Raw genomic sequence first — 19946 nt, 5'->3', positions numbered from 1 at the left:
TTACAACCTCTTTTTCATGATACTTCATATAGCTTTATCCATTCCTTGACATTTCCGTAAATATCATAGCCATTCGTCGCTATTTTGCATTGAATGGCTTCATCGTCAGGGGCTGCAAGCAACAGCGAGGCATTCACTTCGTTACACCAAACATCAAGCGGTTCGTTTAGGCTAATGAATGATAGTAATCCTAGATTCATATCGATGCTTTTTGGTATTGTATCCGACAAAATGCAAGGTGTACCCGAACCTTGTGCTTCTAGTGCGGCAATCCCAAAACCTTCGAATAAGGAAGGAAATAAAAAGACATCAAAGCCTTTCATCAACCTGGGTATATCGGTTCTGACCCCGAGAAATTTAATATTTTCCATGATGCCTAGAGCTTTTGCTTTATGCTCGATTTCCTGTCTTAATGGACCATCTCCGACTAACAGTGCAAAGAAGCTGCGATCGTTCTTTACTAGTTCATGCATGAGCCGTAATATGAATTGGTGGTTTTTAGAATCTGAAAAGCGGCCAACATGTCCAATGATTTTGGCATTTTCCTTCAAACCGAACTCTTTCATGATGCGATCTCTACTATCGATCTTTGTTCCGGTAAACTCTCCTACATTAATCCCATTCTTTAAGATTGTCACTTTTCCTTGCCTCAACGTTTGTTTACCGAACATGAACTTTGCCGCTTCATGACTGCAGCTACAATATCTATTAGCAGACACTTTCATTAATGCTTGGAGGGCTTTAAGCGTCAGCCTCTCCTTAAATAGGTTCCCTTTTGACCAATTATCACTATGTGAGTGGCATATCCTTATTTTAATTCCCGACATTTTCGCGGCCAATACCGGGAAGCCCGCTAGATAATCGGTATGAGCATGTACGGCATGATAGTGCTTTGATGACATGATCCTCTTTAATTCTTTCAGATAGGATAGTGGGCCTGTTTTACCTAAGCTGGGTATCTTCATTATATTCCCGCCTAGGGCTAAAATTTCTTCTTCAAAATCTTCTTTCTTAGTGGAATGTGTAATGAAGTCGAATTGGATTTTGTTTCTATCCAGATTTCTGTAGATATTCATGATTATTGTTTCCGCACCGCCACGATCCATGGCACTGACAATATGTAAGATTCTAATGGGGGTCATTGTCTGCCTCCCTTCCATTAAAATAAGTTTTCTAAAACATCGCTTTTATAGAGAATATTCAAGCTGATGACATTCTCGTAAAAATAAAAAACGAAAAACAAAACCAAGATCAAATAATACATAAGCTTTTGATCCCTTTTATTAAAAAGTTCAATAAGCCAGGAAATGAGGATGAGTTGATATAAGTTGAAGTAAATCGAGATTCTTGCAAATATCCACTGTTGCGTCGAGAGAATCATGAATATCAACCCCAATAAAGCCATATTGACTATATAGTCACTGTTGGGTAAGAGCTTTCGCAGCTTATCTTTACCTAGATAGGCAATCAATAATGGCGCTGCACTCACTGCAACCCTTATTAGGTTCGCTCCCCCTTCATTGAATTTCGAATAGTCGCTATACTGGGTATCTTGTAACGCCGAAAATAATAAGGTGGAAAATTGGCCAAAGCCAATGACGACGATCACTGACAAGGATAGCCAGGCAAGCGTCGATTTTGTCCATGCCTTCGTTCTGACAAGAAAATAAATAGGTATGAGAATTAGGGCACTCTGGTGAAATGTTGACGCGAGCAGAACGACCAAAGAATATTTCATGAAATTCCCATTGAGCAAATACTTGGTTGCCGTAAAGAAAATGGCTGCCGCAAGCACTTGGCGAATGCCATTCATGGAAACTAAGTGCAGCCCACCAGTAATGTATACAAACGTGCTTAGCTCAAAAAGTCGTGAGTATTTGTATAAAACGATCATGATTAATATATTTGTGATTAACGCCGTTGTGAAAATCAGGATTTGGGGATCGTCCGAGAAATTTTTTAATAGCATTTGCAAAATGCCAAAGCCCATATCCTTTTGTGATGATATATACTCCCAAGTAAAATCATTGTCGATATAAATATTTTTATAATTGAATGTGTCACCAATATTGGTTCGGAGTCCGGAAACACAAACTAAACAAATAATCGCTAAAAAAACCAACGATTTATTTGGCTTAAATTCATATAATCCAGTTGGTGTGACAAGTGAATAGCTAGAGAAATACCTGCCTAGAAACGAAAAAATAAATACGATGGCGAGATTGATCCAAAGTATGGTCATCTAACATTAATTCCTTTCAATTAACCTAGTCCTAGTTTTACTGATGATGAAAGCATATAAAAGAAAGCCTAATGGAAAGGCCAAAACCGTGAGTCCTTTCTTAGGCGTTTCAATGAACAGTTTCGGATTTTTCATAAGAAGATTACTAGATACATAATGGATCGCTTGCTTATATTTATATATTTTGCCACCAAATGGTAACATCATAAGTTCTTTGCGATAAAATGAAAACCCCCTTGGGTTTTTTAGGTATTGCTTATACATATTTAGTGAGGAACCATCAGGGAGATATTCAACATGACAAAGCACTTCGTTCATCAGTAACAGTTCATATTGCTTATCCAGCATATAGTATTTATAAGCCAGCCCAACATACTTCTCATTTTTAAAAAGGGGATAAGGATATAGCTTTGTAAGTTCCGTACGATATACTAGCTTCTTGTCTCCAGTTACGCCATGTTTGTAATAAAGATCAAATAAAGTGGAACTATGGATGGCTTCAGGTAATCTTGATCCGATGATTTGGTGATCGATCGTTGCATCGAGAGCAGCGATGCCGCTTACGTTGTCATTTCCATGCTTTTCCCAAAATGAAACGATGTTTTCAACGGCATCCTCAGCCATATAGTCATCCGAATCTATGCAGACATTCAATTCAGTCTCGATAAGCTTATAGGCCGTATTATGGGCACCATGCATCCCTTGGTTTTCTTGATGAAAATACGTAATATCAATTTTTTTCTCTTGAATCCACTCTTGTACCATTTCTTTTGTATGATCCGTTGATCCATCATCAATAATTAACCAAGTGAAATCTTGATTATCCTGACTGACTAAACTTCGATAACATGTTTCAAGGCAATAAGCCCTATTATAGGTTGGCGTGAACACGGTTAACGTTTTCATAGACATCACCCTGACATTGATAGATAAAATTCTTTTAATTCATTGGCTGTTTCGTTAATCGAATAGCCCTGTTTGGAAAATGAATCTGAAAGTATATCTCTGTTTCTATTGATATTAGTTAACTTCATTAAATGGGAGATCCATATTGATTTATTGGAGATGGGCAGAAATTCAATAAGATTGATACCCAAATCCACTTCTTGCGATATTCGATCCGAGATGATGCATGGCAGGCCTGCTGCTTGCGCTTCAATAAGGGAAACGGGCAAGCCTTCATGCAGCGAAGGAAAGATAAAAACATCAAAGGCTTGCAGGATCCGATTAATATCACTTCGCACCCCTAGGAATTTAACTTTGTTTTCTAACTTAAGAGCTTTAACTTTTGCTACTATTTCGGGTTTTAACGTTCCTTCCCCGATTAATATCAGCACGGCATTTTCTGTTTCTTTAACAAACTCTGCAAAAATATCGATTAAAAAACGATGATTTTTTTGTTGAGCGAACCTTCCCACATGACCTAACACTGTTGTTCCGCTATCAATATTCCATTCTTTTCTCACTATATTTCTTGTCTCAGCTGAGTATGAGAATGATGTACATTCAATGCCGTTTTTTAAAATATCCGCTTGTTTATCTTTAAATAACCAGCGTGCTGCCTGTCTGGAACAAGCCAATAAATTTGTAGCATTATTCATGATTAAATTCCCTGCATACCATTTGTAGATCCGGGAAGCCAAGCCGCCTTCACTTCGGGTATTATGACTATGGGAAATTCGTTTCGGAATTCCTGCTTTTTTCGCTGATTGAAGAACAAGTCCACTCATTTTATCCATATGGGCATGTACGACTTTATACGTATCATTCTCGCGAAAGAATGAGTCTAAATGTTTTTTATATGCAAAGTGTCCCACATCGGAAATATAAGGAATTCTATGGATGTTACCTCCAAGTTGTTCAATTTCATCATCGAATACACCCTTTTTTGATGTAAGGAAATCGAATTGGATTTTGGAGCGATCGATATTGCGATATAAGTTCATGATTAAGGTTTCCGCTCCGCCTCGATTCATATTGACGACAACATGCAGGATTCTTAGTGGATTCCCCATACTTTATCCTCCGCATCTTCCATATATGATTTATACAGTTCACTTTTGGCTTCCATGATTTTTTTCATGCTATATTTCCTTTCAACCATGATCTGGCTGGTCTCCCCAAGTACTTTTCTCATATCCTTATTGCCAGCGATTTTTATGATTTTTTCAGAAAAAGACTTTTCATCATTTTTTTTAATTAACCAGCCATTTTGACCGTTGGAAACGAGCTCCCTATGTCCTCTATTTTCATTAGCAATTATAGGCAAGCCGCACGCCATCGCTTCCATGATATTCACCGGAAGCCCTTCTCTTAAGCTAGATGCGACAGCAAGATCACTGATTTTCAATAAATGGGCTATATCTTTCCTGAATCCAAGAAAATCCACTCGATTGTGAATACCTAATGTGTGTGCCAGCTTCTTGCACTCATCTAATAGAGGACCATCTCCTGCCAACAGTAACCGTGGCTGTGAAATCTCGTCTTTTATCATGGAGAAAACCTTAAGCAATAATTGCTGGTTTTTGTTTCTATTAAACTCTGCTGCATAAAACATAAGGAAGTCATCATCATGATAGCCTTTTTCCGCTCTGAGCATGTTTTTCTTGTTAGGGGAGACGGGGTGATAATGATTCGTGTCAACTCCGACACCTTGGATGTGAGTAATCTTTTGTGCCTTGAAATTTCTTTGGATGGCAAGCTGAAAATCTTCATCATTAATCGTAATTAAACAATCTGTCAAACTAGCCAATGCTTTTTCAATAGGGTAATAAATGAGCCAGTTTAGCATCGGGGCGCCTTTGCAGAAATGAAAGCCGTGGGCTGTATAAATCATTTTTGTATCCCGTTCCCGCGATTTTCGGCCCGCTAATCTGCCTAGGACTCCGCCCATCGGTGTATGACAATGGATGATTTGAAAATGGTTGTTTTCGATAATGTATTTCAGTTCTTTATATGCCAATAGATTTTCCTTTTTAAATGGCGACCTTTGGATGGGGATTATATGTTTTTTATCAACGAATGGAAGATCCAAATCCCCATGAGCTGCTGTATGAACTATATATCCTTGTTCCTTGAACCATTTAAAATATGGCAAGTGAAACGCTTCGAAATGATAATCCTTCGTTGCACAAAATAGGACTTCCTTCACTATGATTCACGATCCCTTCAGTATCCTGTTCATGTATCCTTACATGATTTCATGCAACCAGATTTCATAAATAAATTGCGAATGGCGGTTAGTTCGAAACTGAAACGAGAGGAGGTGCGGTTACACGTTCATTAGCCAAATCGACAAGCTTTCTCCGTAATGTTTCTTTATCCATTTCCGCATAGCTGTTAATGATCTCCTCAATTTCCTTTGTATATAGTTTTCCTGTTTTACCGATGTAGATATTCGGATATATCTTTTGGTCGTGAATCTCCGTTTTGTTCAATAGCTCTTCAAAAAGCTTTTCACCTGGTCTTGTGCCAGTGAATTGTATCGCTATATCCTCTTCAGAGTGTCCCGAGAGCTTAATCAAATTTTTAGCTAGATCGACAATCTTCACCGGATTGCCCATATCAAGGACGAAAATCTCGCCGCCCTTTGCTAGAGCACCTGCCTGAATGACAAGTCTGGAAGCTTCAGGGATTGTCATGAAATACCGAATCATATCAGGATGAGTCACGGTGACTGGTCCGCCTTTCTCAATTTGCTTGGTGAATAGCGGGATGACACTTCCGCGGCTCCCCAGTACATTTCCAAACCGTACGGCCACAAATTTTGTCTTGCTGTTTCCATTCATTTGTTGAATCGTCATTTCCGCAAGTCTTTTAGTGGAGCCCATAACGCTGGTAGGATTGACAGCCTTATCACTGGATATCATCACAAATGTTTTAACACCGTTCCAGCTTGCCGCTTTGGCGGTATTCATCGTACCTATCAAGTTATTCTTGACCGCTTCTTCAGGATTGCGTTCCATTAATGGTACATGTTTATGTGCTGCAGCATGATAAACGACATCCGGCTGGTATTCCGCCATGACTGACAGCATTTTTTTTTGATCTTGAAGGTCGGCAATTTCCGTTAAAAATTCGATATTTTTATATGTTTCTCTCAATTCCATTTCAATTGTATATATACTATTTTCACCATGACCAAGCAATATTAACTTTGAAGGATTGAATTTGGAGATTTGCCGGCAAATCTCCGATCCGATTGACCCTCCTGCCCCAGTGACCAAGATTACCTTTTCCGTTACATATTCAGATATTACATCGATATCCAATTCGACTGGCTCTCTCCCGAGAAGGTCCTCGACTTGTACGTCTCTGAATTTATTGACTGAAAGCTTTCCTGTTAATAAATCTTCCAGCATGGGCAGGATTTGCGTTTTTGCATTGGTTCTTGCACATTCTTGAAAAATTCGATTCATCTCCTGTTTATTCAAGGAAGGAATGGCAATGATGATATGCTCGATCTGTAAGGCTTCAACTTTTCGGGCGATTTTTCCCACATCTCCGACGACAGGGATTCCTAAAATATCAAGATTATGTTTTCTTGGATTATCATCAATAAACGCTACAGGCAATAAATCAACATCATTGTTTTTTAATAGCTGCCGCGCAACCATTGTACCTGCTGATCCGGCTCCGATGATTAACGTTCTTTTTTTATTTTCATATTTAATCAAATATTGATCTCTGTACATTCTCCAGCAAAATCGTGATCCGCCTATCAAAAGCATATGAAGCAGCCACGTTACCGCCAATAATCGATAATACACATCTTGAAAAAGGATACCTTGTATAATGGCTGTAGTAAAAATGGAAGCTGTAACCGTTTTAAAGATAATGGCCAGTTCACCTATGCTCGCATATTCCCAAGCTTTTTTATATAAATGAAATGTAATGGCAAAAAGATGATGGCTAAGGAGGATCGTAACAGAGCTAAGCACTATTGGGAGTGTAAATACATAAATGCTGGCATCCACCAAAAACCGGCCTAGAAATATGGCTGATAGGACAATACAAGAATCAATTAATATAAATAGAGATAATCTTTGCTGATACGTCAATATGTTCCCCCCCCTAAGAAATCCAGCATAGAAGTGCAATGAAATGGCCTCCTATGATAAAGTGCTAATGAATGCCGTCTTATTATAAGACAGCATTCATTAGCACTTTAATAGAAAAATAGGGCATTTAACCCTCCCTCACCCCACACTCTTGACGACTGGCGTCTAAGGTCCTTCAACCCACAGCATGATCGAGTGCCTCCGTGTATAATGGCAAGGAGACATCACCAGTTATTATTGTAATCTAATGTATCGTTCACAATAAAGAACATTGGTATAAAAAAATAGCCATCTTTAGAGAATTTTCTTAAGTAAATTCGTTAACCGGGTTTCTGGGTTTTCGTTCAATACGACCCCGATAATTTTATCTTCAACAAATTGTAGGATCCTTTTCGTCGCTAATGCCTTTTTTATCTCTGTTTTTCCGCTATTGAATACAAGTATGATGCCGTGGCAATAATCCGCTAAGATCTTTGTATCGGTAACCTCCAGTATTGAAGGCGAGTCAATCAGGATAATATCGTAATTCTCTTCACACTGGATCAGAAATTCCTGCATGGCTGGCAAGCCGATTATCTCTCCTGGATTGAAAGGGATCGGGCCGCTTGTCAGCACATCCAACTCTCCCATTCCGGTCCTGAATATTGTGTTTTCAAGTGTTGATAAACCGGAAAGGATATTGGTCAATCCGGATTTATTGGGTACCTTGAAAATCGAGTGAATCGCTGGATTTCTTAAATTGGCATCTATTAATAAAACCTTCTCTTTATTTTGGGCCATTGAAACGGCCAGATTGGCCGCAGTGGTAGATTTTCCCTCCGCAGATGTTGGAGAGGTAATCATGATGATATTCCTTTTTTTCGATACGGAGGAAAACTTAATATTTGTACGTATCGTCCTATATTGTTCGGAGATTAATGAATCCGGACTTGAATAGGCAACAAGATTCCTTTTTTTTAGCTTATCCTTATACGTTTGCTTATGAATCGACACGCTAACCACCTCATAATTCGATTCTCGTTTCTTTTGAATGTTTAGCTTGCTGTACTTCTTTGATTTTTTCAATATTTTTTCTGCTGATATTCGAATTTTTCTTATTCATTTTCGAGACATGTCCTATTACTGGAAAACCGATGATTTCTTCTACTTCTTGTTCATTACGGATTGTGTAATCCAATGAATTCAAAAGAAATGTCAGTCCAATGCCCAAAAACAACCCGATGATTCCGCTCTTAATGATGGTTCCGTAATTGTCTCCATTAATCGGTACTACGTTAACCTTGGCTGGAGATAAGTTTCGTATTTTTTTAAAATCGACGATTTGGGGAGCTTCAGCTTTAAACACTCTAGCTGTCGTATTGGCTATCTCCGCTGCCAGATAAGGGTCGGATGACGTAGCGCTGATGCTGACAACCTCTGAATCTTCTACACTGGTCACATTGATAGCCCCAGCCAATGCTTCCGGTGACAGTGATAATTCCATTTCATTAATAACTTTTTGTAAAACGGTAGGATCTTTTATGATGACCTGCAGGGTTTTCATTTTATCTTGGTTGGCTTCAATGATAATTCTCGTAGATGATTGGTAAAGAGAGGTAGTCGTTAATGTTTTTAAATAACCAGCTAACAGGAATAATAATGTGACGATAATGACGATCCAGAAACGCCTGCTTATGATTCCAATCAGTTCTTTAACATTTATCTCTTTTGCAGGCTGTTGATATTCAAAGTTCCTTTTCGTGTAATTTGTCATTGAACCACCTTTTCCATCTAAACTTTTCTTTATTAAGAACAAGAGAACCGCAACATAGATCTCACCTTGGAGAATGATGCGTTTTTTTTTTTGCGCTGTTAAAGTCCTATGAGTATATCCTTATTTTAGTTCTTTATAAAGAACGAGTCAACAGCTTATAACATTTATTTTAGAATTATTTCATGAACAAATCGGTTACATTATTTCCACTTCTCTTGTTAATAATTGTTTAAATAAACCTTTTTCCCGGGCCAATACCTTATAATCACCATTTTGTAAAATTTCACCCTTTTCCAGGACGATGACCTGATCTGCATTCCTTATGGTGCTTAAGCGGTGGGCAATGACGATGATGGTCATGCTGCCCTGCAAATTTTCGATCGCCCTTTGAATTTTGGCTTCTGTGTCATTGTCTAGGGCGCTTGTCGCTTCGTCCAATATCAATATGGAAGGCTTACGTAAAATGGCTCTAGCTAATACTAGCCTTTGTCGTTCGCCACCAGATAACCTGATCCCTCTGTCCCCAATGATCGTCTCCAGATTATGAGGCAATTCAAGTACAAAATCTGCAGCATCGGAAAACGCCAAAGCCTCCCATATTTGTTGATCACTCGCTTGTGGATCGACCATCAGCATGTTTTCCTTAATACTTCCATTGAATAAAAATGGATCTTGGGAAACGTAGCTAATCGATCTTCTTAAACCGGTTATATCCTGACTGGAAAGCAGCTTGCCATCGAGGATGATTTTTCCTTTGTCAGGGAGCATGAGCCCCATCAGTAAATCGATTAATGTGCTTTTACCTGCGCCTGATGGACCGACAATGGCCGTCATCTTGTTCGCCGGTATCGCTAGATTGATATTTCGCAATGTACAGTCCGTTTCAGTTTTGTTATACCGAAAAGAAAGACCTTGGACCTCCAGTTTTCGTTTCATAGCCATTGGCATCTCGCCCTTGATTTTACCTCCTTCCTCGTGAATTTTTGCTTCACTCTCCATTTTCAGAATCGATTTGAAAGCTGGAATCGTTGATGATATATGTTCCAAATTCCCTTGGATGCCTGTGAATCTAGGCCATAATCTAGAAAAAATAAGCAAGATGAGCAGCAATTCCTGCTGTTGAGCGGCAAAAAGGGTAATCGATAAAAAAACGAATGATGCTATTAATAGTGCAGAAGACACCTTATAGGATAATTGGGAGGTAGTGTTCAGCTTGATATATTCCACTTGTTCCTCATTCATTTCTTTAGTTAAGGAACGGATCCAATTCACATGTGATTTCTCTAAATGATAGCTTTTTATATCCTTGATTCCATTGATCTGGTCCGTTACACTTGCTAGATACATAAGAGCTAACTGAGAGGTTTTGCCTCCTAATGACTTCGCTTTTCGAATGAACTTCCTTGAGAATATGGCAAGCAGCAAGCCTGCAGCCAATACGAACAACGTAATTTTCGGAGCCAGCCAAAAAGCCACTCCAATTTGAATGAGGGTGAAGATGACGGAAGCCAATAATTGTAGGATCAGATTGATTCCTGCACTTACTCTTGCTAAATCGTTGGTCATGACATTTATAACATCCGATTTCCTCGTTTTTATAAAGAATTCCCAATTTGCATGTAATAAGGACTGATACAATTCCACCCTTACATGACTGCTATACTCCTGCTGGATCCTCACGTCACGGATTGTCAGATTACGATGCAAAACGTTCTGGAAAATGACTAACACGATATAAAACCCTAAAATAATGGTCAAGCTTGTCATTTTAGGTATCTCGACGATCCATGAAAACATTGCAGGAAGATTGCTTGATAGATCTATATCGATAATTCCACTAACACCTATCATTGGGACTAATAAAAGGATAGCGACACTGTCCATTAAGCTTACAATGACCATTCCAAGCATATTGATGAAAAGAATCTTACCCGAGAAATGATATAACCGCTTGAAAAAGAACCAAAGATGTTCCATCTTACCCTCCTATGACATTTCTTGTATTCTTGTTTTTCTCCAAAACCATAAAAAAGGCCGCAATGGAAAATATAAAAAATGCAACCTTTGAGGCAACGGCAAGGTTTTTGTATCCTCGAAATATGGATGCAGAAAGCTTAGGATGAATAACACTTTATTCTTAAATGACATAAGTGCAAATAGGTGTTTTTTATGATATTGAGCAATATCCTTAGGCAGTGGTTCATCGTGAAGATTAATGAATTGCTGTATATAAAATAGTGCCTCTTGCGCCAATCGATTGGAACGGGCGTGTAATGTAAGTTGTTTTGCCGCATCCTGTAAAGGCGTATGTAATAGATGCGAAGATAAAACCAACGTTTGGCCTGCTACATGCATGAATTGATATTTTTGCAAAAGTGTATTGATTCTGTCCCAATCCAAGTCTTTTTTATAGAGCCGATCGATATCCACTAACCATCGCAGGCGTGACCATCCATGACGTGCCCCGTGTGAGATCAAGAATAAAAAGAGATCTTCATTCCCTAAACCATATATCGGATAGGAGGTGGTTAGGGAGCTAACCTGTTTTCTTTGCCATAATTCAGAGAATGGCGGCTCTTTTGCTGGGCCGGGATTCAAACGCCAATGAATCTCCAGTTTAACCTGGTTTTCAGGATGAAAAAAAACTAAATGATGATGACGCCATTTCCAATCATTCAATACGGTTTCTATATATTCGTCTTTCGCATATCCCATATGAATTAACAGGCCTTCGATCTTTTCGAGATCATCGATGTCAACCAAAATATCTATATCACTTGATGTCCTTTGTGATATTTCCCCATATAAGTCAGCTGCGAGAATCGGCCCTTTCAAAAAAATCGTTGAAATATCGTTTTCAACAACCATCCGGGAAATTTTTTCGATTTCACCAGTTAGCTTTAACATTTTAAAGGTGTTTTTTTGATAATCGTAGAACATCGATTGGATAATGGGAGCAGGAATATATGATGCGGATTTTAGTTTCGTATAAATAAGTGGGTATACCCGGTGATGCCGGGCAAGTTTCAAGAACAAATTCCAATCAAGACTTGGCTCATTACCTTGTGGAGCTTGATTATTCTTTTCATCGCTCAGACATTTCAATAAAAACTTCAATTCATTGGACATGCTTGAAGTTACGATTGCCGTTTCATCATTCATTTAATTCCCTCTTTTTAAGCTTTTTTTGTTTTAGCAAATGTGCCTACAACGATGAATTTAGCCATTTCTTCTGCTCCCGTTACGTAATACGAACCACTCCGTAACCATGCATGAGCAATTAATTCGCCTTGTTGGTTTTTTGTCGTCCCTAAATAAAGGGTACTATCGATGCCTCTTCTTTCGAGCATTTTCATTCCAGCCACCGCCTTTACCAAGCATTGGCTTTCCCAGAATGTATAACGGCTCATGATATGGATGGCATTCGATATATTCTTGGCGGTTGCCGTATTTAAAGTACTTATCGAATACGCTGTTTCTTCCATATGTTTTCCTAATAATCGAGTGCCCTTCACGAATGGAATCATTTTAAAAATACGCCCGAATGCCAAAAAAAATAAAGCTTCTATTAATAAACGCTTCGTACTCCACTTGATAGATAGAAATGTGTGTATTTTTTTAGAAAGTTTCATTTTATACCCCTATATGTGAATGTTTTATTACATGTCATCTAATAAGAGAATTAACCCCTCGGCATATAAATCACTAATGAAAGATATCACTTCTTCCTCGCATTCTTGTTGTTGCACTTCATAATCAGACATCAATTTATTAATCAAATCACCAATTCTTATTGGTTCTTCTATCAGACTCCAAATGTCACCACCCAGCACGCCCAAATTGTAATAATTGCCTTTGTCAATGCTTAGCATGACGATTTCCCCATCCATATTGCTGACAATAATGCCTTTTTTTTGCGTGACGACCTTATTTTTTGAAAACACGGCTGATTCTATCATTACCTATTTCCTCCCTTGAATAACATGAGTGATGGCATCTACAAGATCATGGGCAGTGAACGCAGAGGTTGGCCGGATTATTCGGTGAATTGAAACGGATTGTAAGCATTCGGCACAGTATGTAAAATGCCAGGCCATCATGCCCATCCTTTCCATAATGGACCGTCTATAGGTATGCTTATGCAATACTTGTAGTCTATGTAGTTTTTTTATAGGCTGAAGCTGAATCGCTCCTATATTCTCGCAGGCTAGCTCGAATATCCCTCCAAGTGGCAATGGCGTGTTTTGAAAATCAGCTTGCACTGGTATCGAAAACTTTGTGATCCTATCGAATAATGGTTCGTAATCGGTCTCTTTCATTTCGAATGCATGGATGCTTTCCAACCATAATTTCTGTTGCGGATACGATGGTGTGACCAAAGGTGCGCCTTCCTTCAATGAAAGAGCGATAAGATCATCACTTAACAGCTTATATCCTTTCTTCATGAAAGAAGAAGCAAGGGTTGATTTACCTGCACCTGACTCACCGATAAAAACATAAGCCTTCCCATCAATCGCGATTGCACTCCCATGTAAGGTCAGTATTTTTCTTTGCATCAATACTATCCCCATGCAACTTCCTAATAGATATAACCGGACCTTATTTTCATTTCCAGCTTCATAGAATGATACAGTGATCGTTTTCCCTTCTTCTATTAAGAATACGGCCAATTCAGGTACCTCGAACATGACCCGGTTCTTGTCCACGATGAAACCTTTCCGGTCCAAGGGATCTGTTTCACCCCACTCATTTGATAAGTCTTGACGCCTGATTGTAACATCAGCTTCTTGACCAGTGGCTTTTTCTAATTCAGGGAGGGGAATATCACTTGCTACAGTTAATCCAAATGTGGTGTACGCATACGTTTTATCCGTGCTTAACATTCTGCTTCACTCCAAACATAACCTGATTGTCAAAAGAAACCCTTACACAGGCTTTCCTTGTATAAGGGTATGCATCTTTAATTAAATTTAGCTGAATTTTACCGGATCATCTGGATCTGGCTGTATCGCATCCGGAAGCCTCCTTCCTGGTCCAGCCATTGTCATGTTAACATTAAGTATTTCTAACTTTGGTTTTTCCCACTCCTTTTTCATTGTTTCACCTCCCTTCAAAGTGTTTCTTTATGAATCGTGACACGATTAACGTACGCATTAATACTCTGAAATCATCATCAAATACTTTTTCGGGATGAGGGTTTTGTTCGATGCTCGTCAGTGCTTTTCTGACTTCATCCATATTCAAGAATTCGGACATGTGCTCATCTTTACTTAGAATCTGCATTTCTTCCATAAATGAATTCCATGATGATGCCATTCTATGAATTCCGTCCGATCCTTGTATTCCACGGGTCTTATTATTGAGTCGGACATTGTCAGGAAGATATCCCTTAGTTGCCCTTCTTATTAACGAACGATCTTGTCCATTTAATACGTATTGTGACTCGGGAATGGAATTGCAAAACTGGATGATACGCAGGTCGTTTGTTGGGTCACGCTCTGCGATAGCATGTCGTAAAGATAGCTTCGTCGAAATGTTACCATTTATATTCCAATAGTATAATTGTTGGAATTGAGTTTCTTTCATGGTAAAAACGTTCGTTCGGATTACTCCTTTCACATCTATTTTATGTTCTTGTAATTTTGTCAACACCTTCGTTTTTTGAGCGAACCCAGGATTTATTAACATCGGGTAAGGCTCTTCAGCCGCAGAAAGGAGCCGATAAAATGATGGAAAAGCTTTTTTCCTGACTGCAGCCATGATTCGCGATTTTTTCACGCCAAGATTTTCGCTGTATGAATGTAATTCTTTGAAAAGATGAATCCATTTAAACTGTTTCAATAAACTAGCTTGATAGTCTAAAGCATGTCCCCAAGATATGGTCCAGTTTCCTCGTTGCCCATTAAGAAGCACCCTGATATCCTCTTGTGCTGCATGCTCGTAAATTCCTTTAAGCCAATAACTGTTTTCGTAATATTTATAGGGCATTTCCAAAACATCGAGCCAATCATCCACCTCGGAAAACGGGCTTTTATCCTTGAAATCCAAATAGTGAGCTTTGATATTCCCTACATATTCTACGGTTGATGAAATAAAAGGTCTTTCATCTGCCAACCGGCTTCTCGGTGTCCAGTCGACAAAGTCCTCGACAGGTATATAGCTATATGTATATAATTGTTTTTTTTTCGCTTCTAACGCCTTGGCCGCAAAGCTAACGACGGAACCTGAGTCTAATCCGCCACTCAAATGTGAGCCAATATTATAGTTTGATCGAAGTTTGGATTGTATCACTTTATCGTAAATATCCCTGAAAGCTTCTTCATATTCGGCATCAGAGTTTAATTTGAGTTGTTCTTCTTTTTTTATGAACGAATACCTGGAAAACGTTACAGTTCCGTCAATGACCTTCATTGAATGAGAAGGGGGTATCTGTTTGATGTTCTGATAGACGGTGGAAGAAGGATCGACCGATTCGACATTAATCGGAATCGCCAAGAATTCGGCTAACCATTCCTCGTTCAATCTCTTTTCCGCATATGGTAAATCAAGCAACGGTTCAATCGTGGTACTAAACGCCAATTTATCATCATTCTTGAAATAATATAGCGTTCGACTTCCTGAAAAGTCCCGTGCTCCGAATAACTTTCGATGTTTTTGATCCCATATCATGAAAACAAAGTCACCAACCAAATACTTCGGCGTTTCCTCTCCCCATTTATGATAGGCAAGCAGGATTAATTGACTATCCGTCAGATTAGGGTGATCGGAGTTCTTTATCTGTAATCGTTCAAACAATTCTTCCCGATTATCAATGATTGCATCGGCGGTTATCGCCAACTGTCGGTCATAATCATAAAATGGTAAGGTTTCATTCACTGATTCTGGTGTAATCCATTGATTATGACAACCGAAAAGCAAGCGCTCATCATTCCAAACTTGAATGCTATCGGCAGGGAACTTCCGCAATGACTTCATTAATATTTCTCCATGATGGAGATTGATCGGTTCATGGTTTAAATGATAGAGGCCAGCGATTGCACTCATTTTTCTCCTCCTGGCGGTGAGCATTCAAGATAAATAATTTATAGCATGCTACTTAGAAAAAATATTCCTCATTGAATAGGATTACAGTTCTTTGTCTTCGTTCTTTATAAAGAACATCCTATGTATAAAGTACCACCTCCGCTAAACAACTGTCAATATGTAACAAATATATTTTGCGAATATTTTAATTTTCTTTTTTTATTGACATTTATTTTATTTATTGGGGATTCTTTAAAAATAATATATTGAACAACACATACATAAATAAATTCATAAATAAATTCGGATTGAATTCAAAATACCCTTTAATTTTTTTCTGTAAAATTAGGTTTTTTTATGAAATTTTATCCACAATATGAATATACTAATCTATAAGGGGAGTGATTCAGATAGCTTTTCTACATGCCTTCAATAATTTTAAAAATGGGAAAAAATCTAAAAAAATCAAGAACATGGACTTTCGGGAACAGAACGTCAAGAGATCGTCTGAGCTCATCGGTAACAATGTGATTGTCCAAAATATCATAAATAATCACCTTGCCAAAAAAAATAACCACTTGTAGGGTGGTTTTTTTATTTATGGAGAAGGTCGGCTCATTTATCCTTACTATCAGTTGCATCATAAATGTACTGATACTGCAGGTAGTAATCGTAAACGACATTATGCAGGATTTTGATTAGTGATTTATCGAATGTATCGAATTCCGTTTGATAACTGTTTAACACTGTTACGAATTTCCCATCGATGTTTTCGAAATAATGCAGGAGGAAGTTCTTGTAATATTCACTATCACTGTTGCTTTTATTCGAAATGCAGGGATCTCCCGTTTGAATTGACTTATCAAGCATCGCTTTGATCGATTTAGGCAATTTTGCTTTCTTGAACTGGTTCAACGTATAGATTTCGTAGGTGAAATTCAAATCTAATTGATCGGAATAAAAGTCAACCGCACTGTCCAGTGTATACATTAAGGGTGCTTTAAATTCCTTGCTGTCGGCAATTATCCCTGATATTTCCAATTGATATTCCTCGGAAGTTAAGTGCGCGGCAAATTTCATTTTCGAGCTGCTCACGCTGAATACCTCGTATACGGCCGCATCTTGTTTTTCAATTTCTATTTCTATATTAAAAAACTTAAAGTGCTTTAATCGATAAAAAGCGATCGGTGCCAATAGGAAAAGCAAAATCCAAACAAGATACAGAAATAACGTATTAAAAATGATTTGATAAAATTCAGACGTTACGATCGGTTCGATGATTAACGTTATCAATGTATGTTGAAAACCTGCAGAAGCGGGAGGGTTTTGAGGATGTACCGGAATGGCCGCTTCCTCAGGATTCTTCCAAGATTCAAAAGCTAAATCACCCATCGCTACAAGCGTATAAACAAAAATTAGAATAGTACCAATCACATAAAATTTTGGCATGAAACCTATAATTCTGTCGAAAACAGAAATCCGTTTATCTTCCTGCTCCTCTATAGCCAATGTAATTGCTCCTTTTATGATAATAAAATGAAAGAAAGTCGGTTAGCGTCTTAGCCATCAAGGGAAACTGCTTAGTTCATTTATATGTTTGTCATTATCTGAAAATACGTAAATATTGCTCTTTCAAGCCCCCTATTCCAAAATACTTTCGACGTTTTCAGTACAATTGAAAAAAAGAATTCGTCATAAAAAAATGTCCGCCCCCTTCGTTCTTGAAAAGGAGCCGACATTTTTTCTTCTTGCTATTCCCTTAAGGAAAATTTTTCAACCTTCTTTAAAAATAGCTCCAATGCTTTTGATGCTTCGAAGTCTAACTTTTTCACGATTGAAAATGGCCTGATAATGGGTTCAGTTTTCAAGTGAAAGGTTTTCAATTCCTTGGATTTCAATTCCTTTTGAACAGTCAATCGGGATAACAGAGCAATCCCTAGCCCAGCCATGACGGCTTCTTTCACCCCTTGGATACTGCTGAAAATAAAGCTTCGCTCGACGTTCAGCTCCAGGCTGCTTAGAAGTTTATCCGAATATGTACGTGTGCCTGATCCTTGCTCCCTAAACACCCAGGTTTGATTCTGCAGAAAGGAGCTATCAATGATATCCATTTGTGAAAGTGGATGAACCGGAGGAACGACGACAATCATCTCATCCTTCATGAATGGGCTAACTTGAATATCCTTATGATTCGTTTCCCCTTCAATCAAGCCTATATCGAGCTGATTTGATCGAATCCCTTGAATGACTTCATTTGAATTGGAGATGATGATCTGTATATCCACCAGCGGATATTGCGCCGCATATTCCGCCAAAACCTTTGGAAGGTAATATTCCCCGATTGTAAAGCTGGCACCTATTGTCATCGTTCCGCTTACAACATTATTGAAATCATTGATTTCCCTTATGGCCGTCTCATAAGAATTAAGCATTTGCTTCGCATGACGATATAAAATTTTTCCGGGTTCCGTTATTTGGACTTGTTTCGGGGAGCGATATATTAACTTCGTTCCTAACTCATTCTCCAAATTCCTTATATGAAGGCTTACCCCTGGCTGGGACAGGTTCAGGATTTCCCCTGCCCGGGAAAAGTTTTTCTGTTCAATTACAGTAACGAATACTCTTAAAGGATCCATGATTTCCCCCCTTAATTTTCTTAAGATTATTTTATCATAAGTAAAACTGATTATTGAAATAGCAAAAATATATTTCACTTATTGTACAGTTCACTTTAAAGTAGAGTCATCAGCATAGATGGAGTGATTACGATGGAACGAACAGAGGTAAAAACAAAAAAGCTTGGATTTACAATAGGAGTAAGCTTGACTTTGATAATTGCTATCGCAGCAAAATACTTAGCAGAGCTGCCCTTCCTTCATATAATCGGTCAGCTAGTTCTTGCGATACTAATAGGCGTAGCCTGGAAATACATTTTTGGTGTTCCCGCATATGCAGCCTCCGGTACAAATTATTCCAGTAAAGTCCTTTTGCGGGTCGGGATTATCCTGTTGGGAATGCGCTTGAACCTAAAGGATATATTCATTGCCGGACCCCGTACATTTGCCGTCGGTGCCATTAGCCTTGTATTTGCTATATTGGTAGTCTATGGCTTGACCCGCCTTTTTAAAGTAGATAAAAAGCTAGGCATTTTGACAGCTTGCGGAACCGGAATTTGTGGCGCAGCTGCCATTCTGGCCATTTCAACGCAAATTAAAGCAAAGGAAAAGGAAACAGCCGTTGCCGTTGCGACAGTCGCGGTCTTAGGCACAACCTTCACCTTCGGTTACACGATCCTATACCCTTTACTCGGGTTATCTCATCCTGGCTACGGGATCTTTGCTGGAGCTACGCTTCATGAGATTGCCCACGTCATCGCCGCCGCCGCACCAGGTGGAAACGAAGCAGTGGACTTGGCCGTCATGGTCAAGTTAACGAGGGTCGCCCTGCTCATCCCGGTTGCTCTACTTATCGGCTTCTTGATGAATTGGAAAGAGCGATCAGCTGGAGTTAACAAGTCTTCTTGGAAATCGTTGCAGATACCTTGGTTCATCTTTGGATTTTTATTCATGAGTACCCTCAATTCCTCGGGAATCGTTCCTGAATCTGTCACGGAAATGCTCGTAACGCTTTCTTATATTCTCATGGCCATGTCGATGGCTGGGCTCGGCTTGAACATAGACCTCTGGACCTTTAGAAAATATGGCGCAAAACCATTTGCGGCCGGGCTGATAGGCTCCATTTTATTATCGCTCCTCGGGTATGTCTTGGTTCACGTTTTTCACTTGAATTAACAGGAACAAGACAAGCATCGGTTCGAAGGCATACTTGACTCTAAGCCGGATTCGCCAATGGAATTCGGCTTTGTCAT

18 protein-coding genes are annotated in these 19946 nt (G+C 38.9%); 1 reads left to right on the top strand and 17 read right to left on the bottom strand.

What is annotated here, in order from left to right; all coding sequences use genetic code 11:
- Positions 1-14: 14 nt before the first annotated feature.
- From ASU00_RS08380 to ASU00_RS08295, 17 genes are all read right to left on the bottom strand, one after another.
- Positions 15-1142 carry a glycosyltransferase family 1 protein gene (locus ASU00_RS08380; RefSeq protein ID WP_057912981.1) on the bottom strand — a complete coding sequence of 376 codons (1128 nt, stop codon included), beginning with the start codon at positions 1140-1142 and terminating at the stop codon, positions 15-17.
- Between the two features lie 17 nt (positions 1143-1159).
- On the bottom strand, positions 1160-2242 hold the full coding sequence (locus ASU00_RS08375) for an EpsG family protein (RefSeq protein WP_057912980.1): 1083 nt from the start codon (positions 2240-2242) through the stop codon (positions 1160-1162).
- Between the two features lie 6 nt (positions 2243-2248).
- A complete protein-coding gene (locus tag ASU00_RS08370; protein ID WP_057912979.1) occupies positions 2249-3148 on the bottom strand; it encodes a glycosyltransferase family 2 protein in 900 nt (299 codons plus the stop codon).
- Between the two features lie 5 nt (positions 3149-3153).
- Complete coding sequence (locus ASU00_RS08365) at positions 3154-4257, bottom strand: glycosyltransferase family 1 protein (RefSeq protein ID WP_057912978.1); 1104 nt, start codon at positions 4255-4257, stop codon at positions 3154-3156.
- On the bottom strand, positions 4242-5399 hold the full coding sequence (locus ASU00_RS08360) for a glycosyltransferase family 4 protein (RefSeq protein WP_057912977.1): 1158 nt from the start codon (positions 5397-5399) through the stop codon (positions 4242-4244). The genes ASU00_RS08365 and ASU00_RS08360 overlap by 16 nt, the downstream gene beginning before the upstream one ends.
- A gap of 82 nt (positions 5400-5481) precedes the next feature.
- Entirely contained in the window at positions 5482-7302 is a 1821-nt protein-coding gene (locus ASU00_RS08355; protein WP_057913026.1) for a polysaccharide biosynthesis protein, read from the bottom strand.
- Between the two features lie 294 nt (positions 7303-7596).
- Complete coding sequence (locus tag ASU00_RS08350) at positions 7597-8295, bottom strand: CpsD/CapB family tyrosine-protein kinase (protein ID WP_057912976.1); 699 nt, start codon at positions 8293-8295, stop codon at positions 7597-7599.
- 10 nt (positions 8296-8305) lie between these two features.
- Positions 8306-9055, bottom strand: coding sequence for a YveK family protein (locus ASU00_RS08345; protein WP_057912975.1), 750 nt, complete (start codon positions 9053-9055; stop codon positions 8306-8308).
- A 195-nt stretch (positions 9056-9250) separates the two neighbouring features.
- Positions 9251-11032, bottom strand: a complete 1782-nt coding sequence (locus ASU00_RS08340; protein WP_057912974.1) for an ABC transporter ATP-binding protein — start codon at positions 11030-11032, stop codon at positions 9251-9253.
- A gap of 9 nt (positions 11033-11041) precedes the next feature.
- Positions 11042-12217 carry a nucleotidyltransferase domain-containing protein gene (locus ASU00_RS08335; RefSeq protein WP_057912973.1) on the bottom strand — a complete coding sequence of 392 codons (1176 nt, stop codon included), beginning with the start codon at positions 12215-12217 and terminating at the stop codon, positions 11042-11044.
- A 14-nt stretch (positions 12218-12231) separates the two neighbouring features.
- Positions 12232-12687, bottom strand: a complete 456-nt coding sequence (locus ASU00_RS08330; RefSeq protein ID WP_057912972.1) for a lasso peptide biosynthesis B2 protein — start codon at positions 12685-12687, stop codon at positions 12232-12234.
- Positions 12688-12714: 27 nt separating this feature from the next.
- Positions 12715-13014: a lasso peptide biosynthesis PqqD family chaperone gene (locus ASU00_RS08325; RefSeq protein ID WP_057912971.1), complete on the bottom strand. Its 300-nt coding sequence runs from the start codon at positions 13012-13014 to the stop codon at positions 12715-12717.
- 3 nt (positions 13015-13017) lie between these two features.
- Positions 13018-13938: an HPr kinase/phosphorylase gene (locus tag ASU00_RS08320; RefSeq protein WP_057912970.1), complete on the bottom strand. Its 921-nt coding sequence runs from the start codon at positions 13936-13938 to the stop codon at positions 13018-13020.
- An 87-nt stretch (positions 13939-14025) separates the two neighbouring features.
- Positions 14026-14151, bottom strand: coding sequence for a paeninodin family lasso peptide (locus ASU00_RS24990; protein ID WP_057912969.1), 126 nt, complete (start codon positions 14149-14151; stop codon positions 14026-14028).
- 4 nt (positions 14152-14155) lie between these two features.
- Complete coding sequence (locus ASU00_RS08310) at positions 14156-16099, bottom strand: asparagine synthase-related protein (RefSeq protein WP_057912968.1); 1944 nt, start codon at positions 16097-16099, stop codon at positions 14156-14158.
- Positions 16100-16693: 594 nt separating this feature from the next.
- Positions 16694-17587, bottom strand: a complete 894-nt coding sequence (locus ASU00_RS08300) for a hypothetical protein (RefSeq protein WP_057912966.1) — start codon at positions 17585-17587, stop codon at positions 16694-16696.
- A 242-nt stretch (positions 17588-17829) separates the two neighbouring features.
- On the bottom strand, positions 17830-18714 hold the full coding sequence (locus ASU00_RS08295) for a selenium metabolism-associated LysR family transcriptional regulator (protein ID WP_057912965.1): 885 nt from the start codon (positions 18712-18714) through the stop codon (positions 17830-17832).
- 132 nt (positions 18715-18846) lie between these two features.
- Between ASU00_RS08295 and ASU00_RS08290 the strand changes: the two genes are divergently transcribed.
- On the top strand, positions 18847-19869 hold the full coding sequence (locus ASU00_RS08290) for a YeiH family protein (RefSeq protein ID WP_057912964.1): 1023 nt from the start codon (positions 18847-18849) through the stop codon (positions 19867-19869).
- The last annotated feature ends 77 nt before the right edge of the window (positions 19870-19946 follow it).

The sequence above is a fragment of the Peribacillus muralis genome (assembly GCF_001439925.1).
Taxonomy (GTDB): domain Bacteria; phylum Bacillota; class Bacilli; order Bacillales; family DSM-1321; genus Peribacillus; species Peribacillus muralis.
This window is presented reverse-complemented; position numbering and strand designations above follow the sequence as displayed.

Excerpts from the sequence above, each read along its gene's own strand:
- ASU00_RS08370 (WP_057912979.1), bottom strand. The coding sequence starts at position 3,148 with ATGAAAACGTTAACCGTGTTCACGCCAACCTATAATAGGGCTTATTGC.
- ASU00_RS08290 (WP_057912964.1), top strand. The coding sequence starts at position 18,847 with ATGGAACGAACAGAGGTAAAAACAAAAAAGCTTGGATTTACAATAGGA.
- ASU00_RS08295 (WP_057912965.1), bottom strand. The coding sequence starts at position 18,714 with ATGGATCCTTTAAGAGTATTCGTTACTGTAATTGAACAGAAAAACTTT.
- ASU00_RS08375 (WP_057912980.1), bottom strand. The coding sequence starts at position 2,242 with ATGACCATACTTTGGATCAATCTCGCCATCGTATTTATTTTTTCGTTT.
- ASU00_RS08325 (WP_057912971.1), bottom strand. The coding sequence starts at position 13,014 with ATGATAGAATCAGCCGTGTTTTCAAAAAATAAGGTCGTCACGCAAAAA.
- ASU00_RS08335 (WP_057912973.1), bottom strand. The coding sequence starts at position 12,217 with ATGAATGATGAAACGGCAATCGTAACTTCAAGCATGTCCAATGAATTG.
- ASU00_RS08380 (WP_057912981.1), bottom strand. The coding sequence starts at position 1,142 with ATGACCCCCATTAGAATCTTACATATTGTCAGTGCCATGGATCGTGGC.
- ASU00_RS08340 (WP_057912974.1), bottom strand. The coding sequence starts at position 11,032 with ATGGAACATCTTTGGTTCTTTTTCAAGCGGTTATATCATTTCTCGGGT.
- ASU00_RS08345 (WP_057912975.1), bottom strand. The coding sequence starts at position 9,055 with ATGACAAATTACACGAAAAGGAACTTTGAATATCAACAGCCTGCAAAA.
- ASU00_RS08320 (WP_057912970.1), bottom strand. The coding sequence starts at position 13,938 with ATGTTAAGCACGGATAAAACGTATGCGTACACCACATTTGGATTAACT.
- ASU00_RS08330 (WP_057912972.1), bottom strand. The coding sequence starts at position 12,687 with ATGAAACTTTCTAAAAAAATACACACATTTCTATCTATCAAGTGGAGT.
- ASU00_RS08365 (WP_057912978.1), bottom strand. The coding sequence starts at position 4,257 with ATGGGGAATCCACTAAGAATCCTGCATGTTGTCGTCAATATGAATCGA.
- ASU00_RS08310 (WP_057912968.1), bottom strand. The coding sequence starts at position 16,099 with ATGAGTGCAATCGCTGGCCTCTATCATTTAAACCATGAACCGATCAAT.
- ASU00_RS24990 (WP_057912969.1), bottom strand. The coding sequence starts at position 14,151 with ATGAAAAAGGAGTGGGAAAAACCAAAGTTAGAAATACTTAATGTTAAC.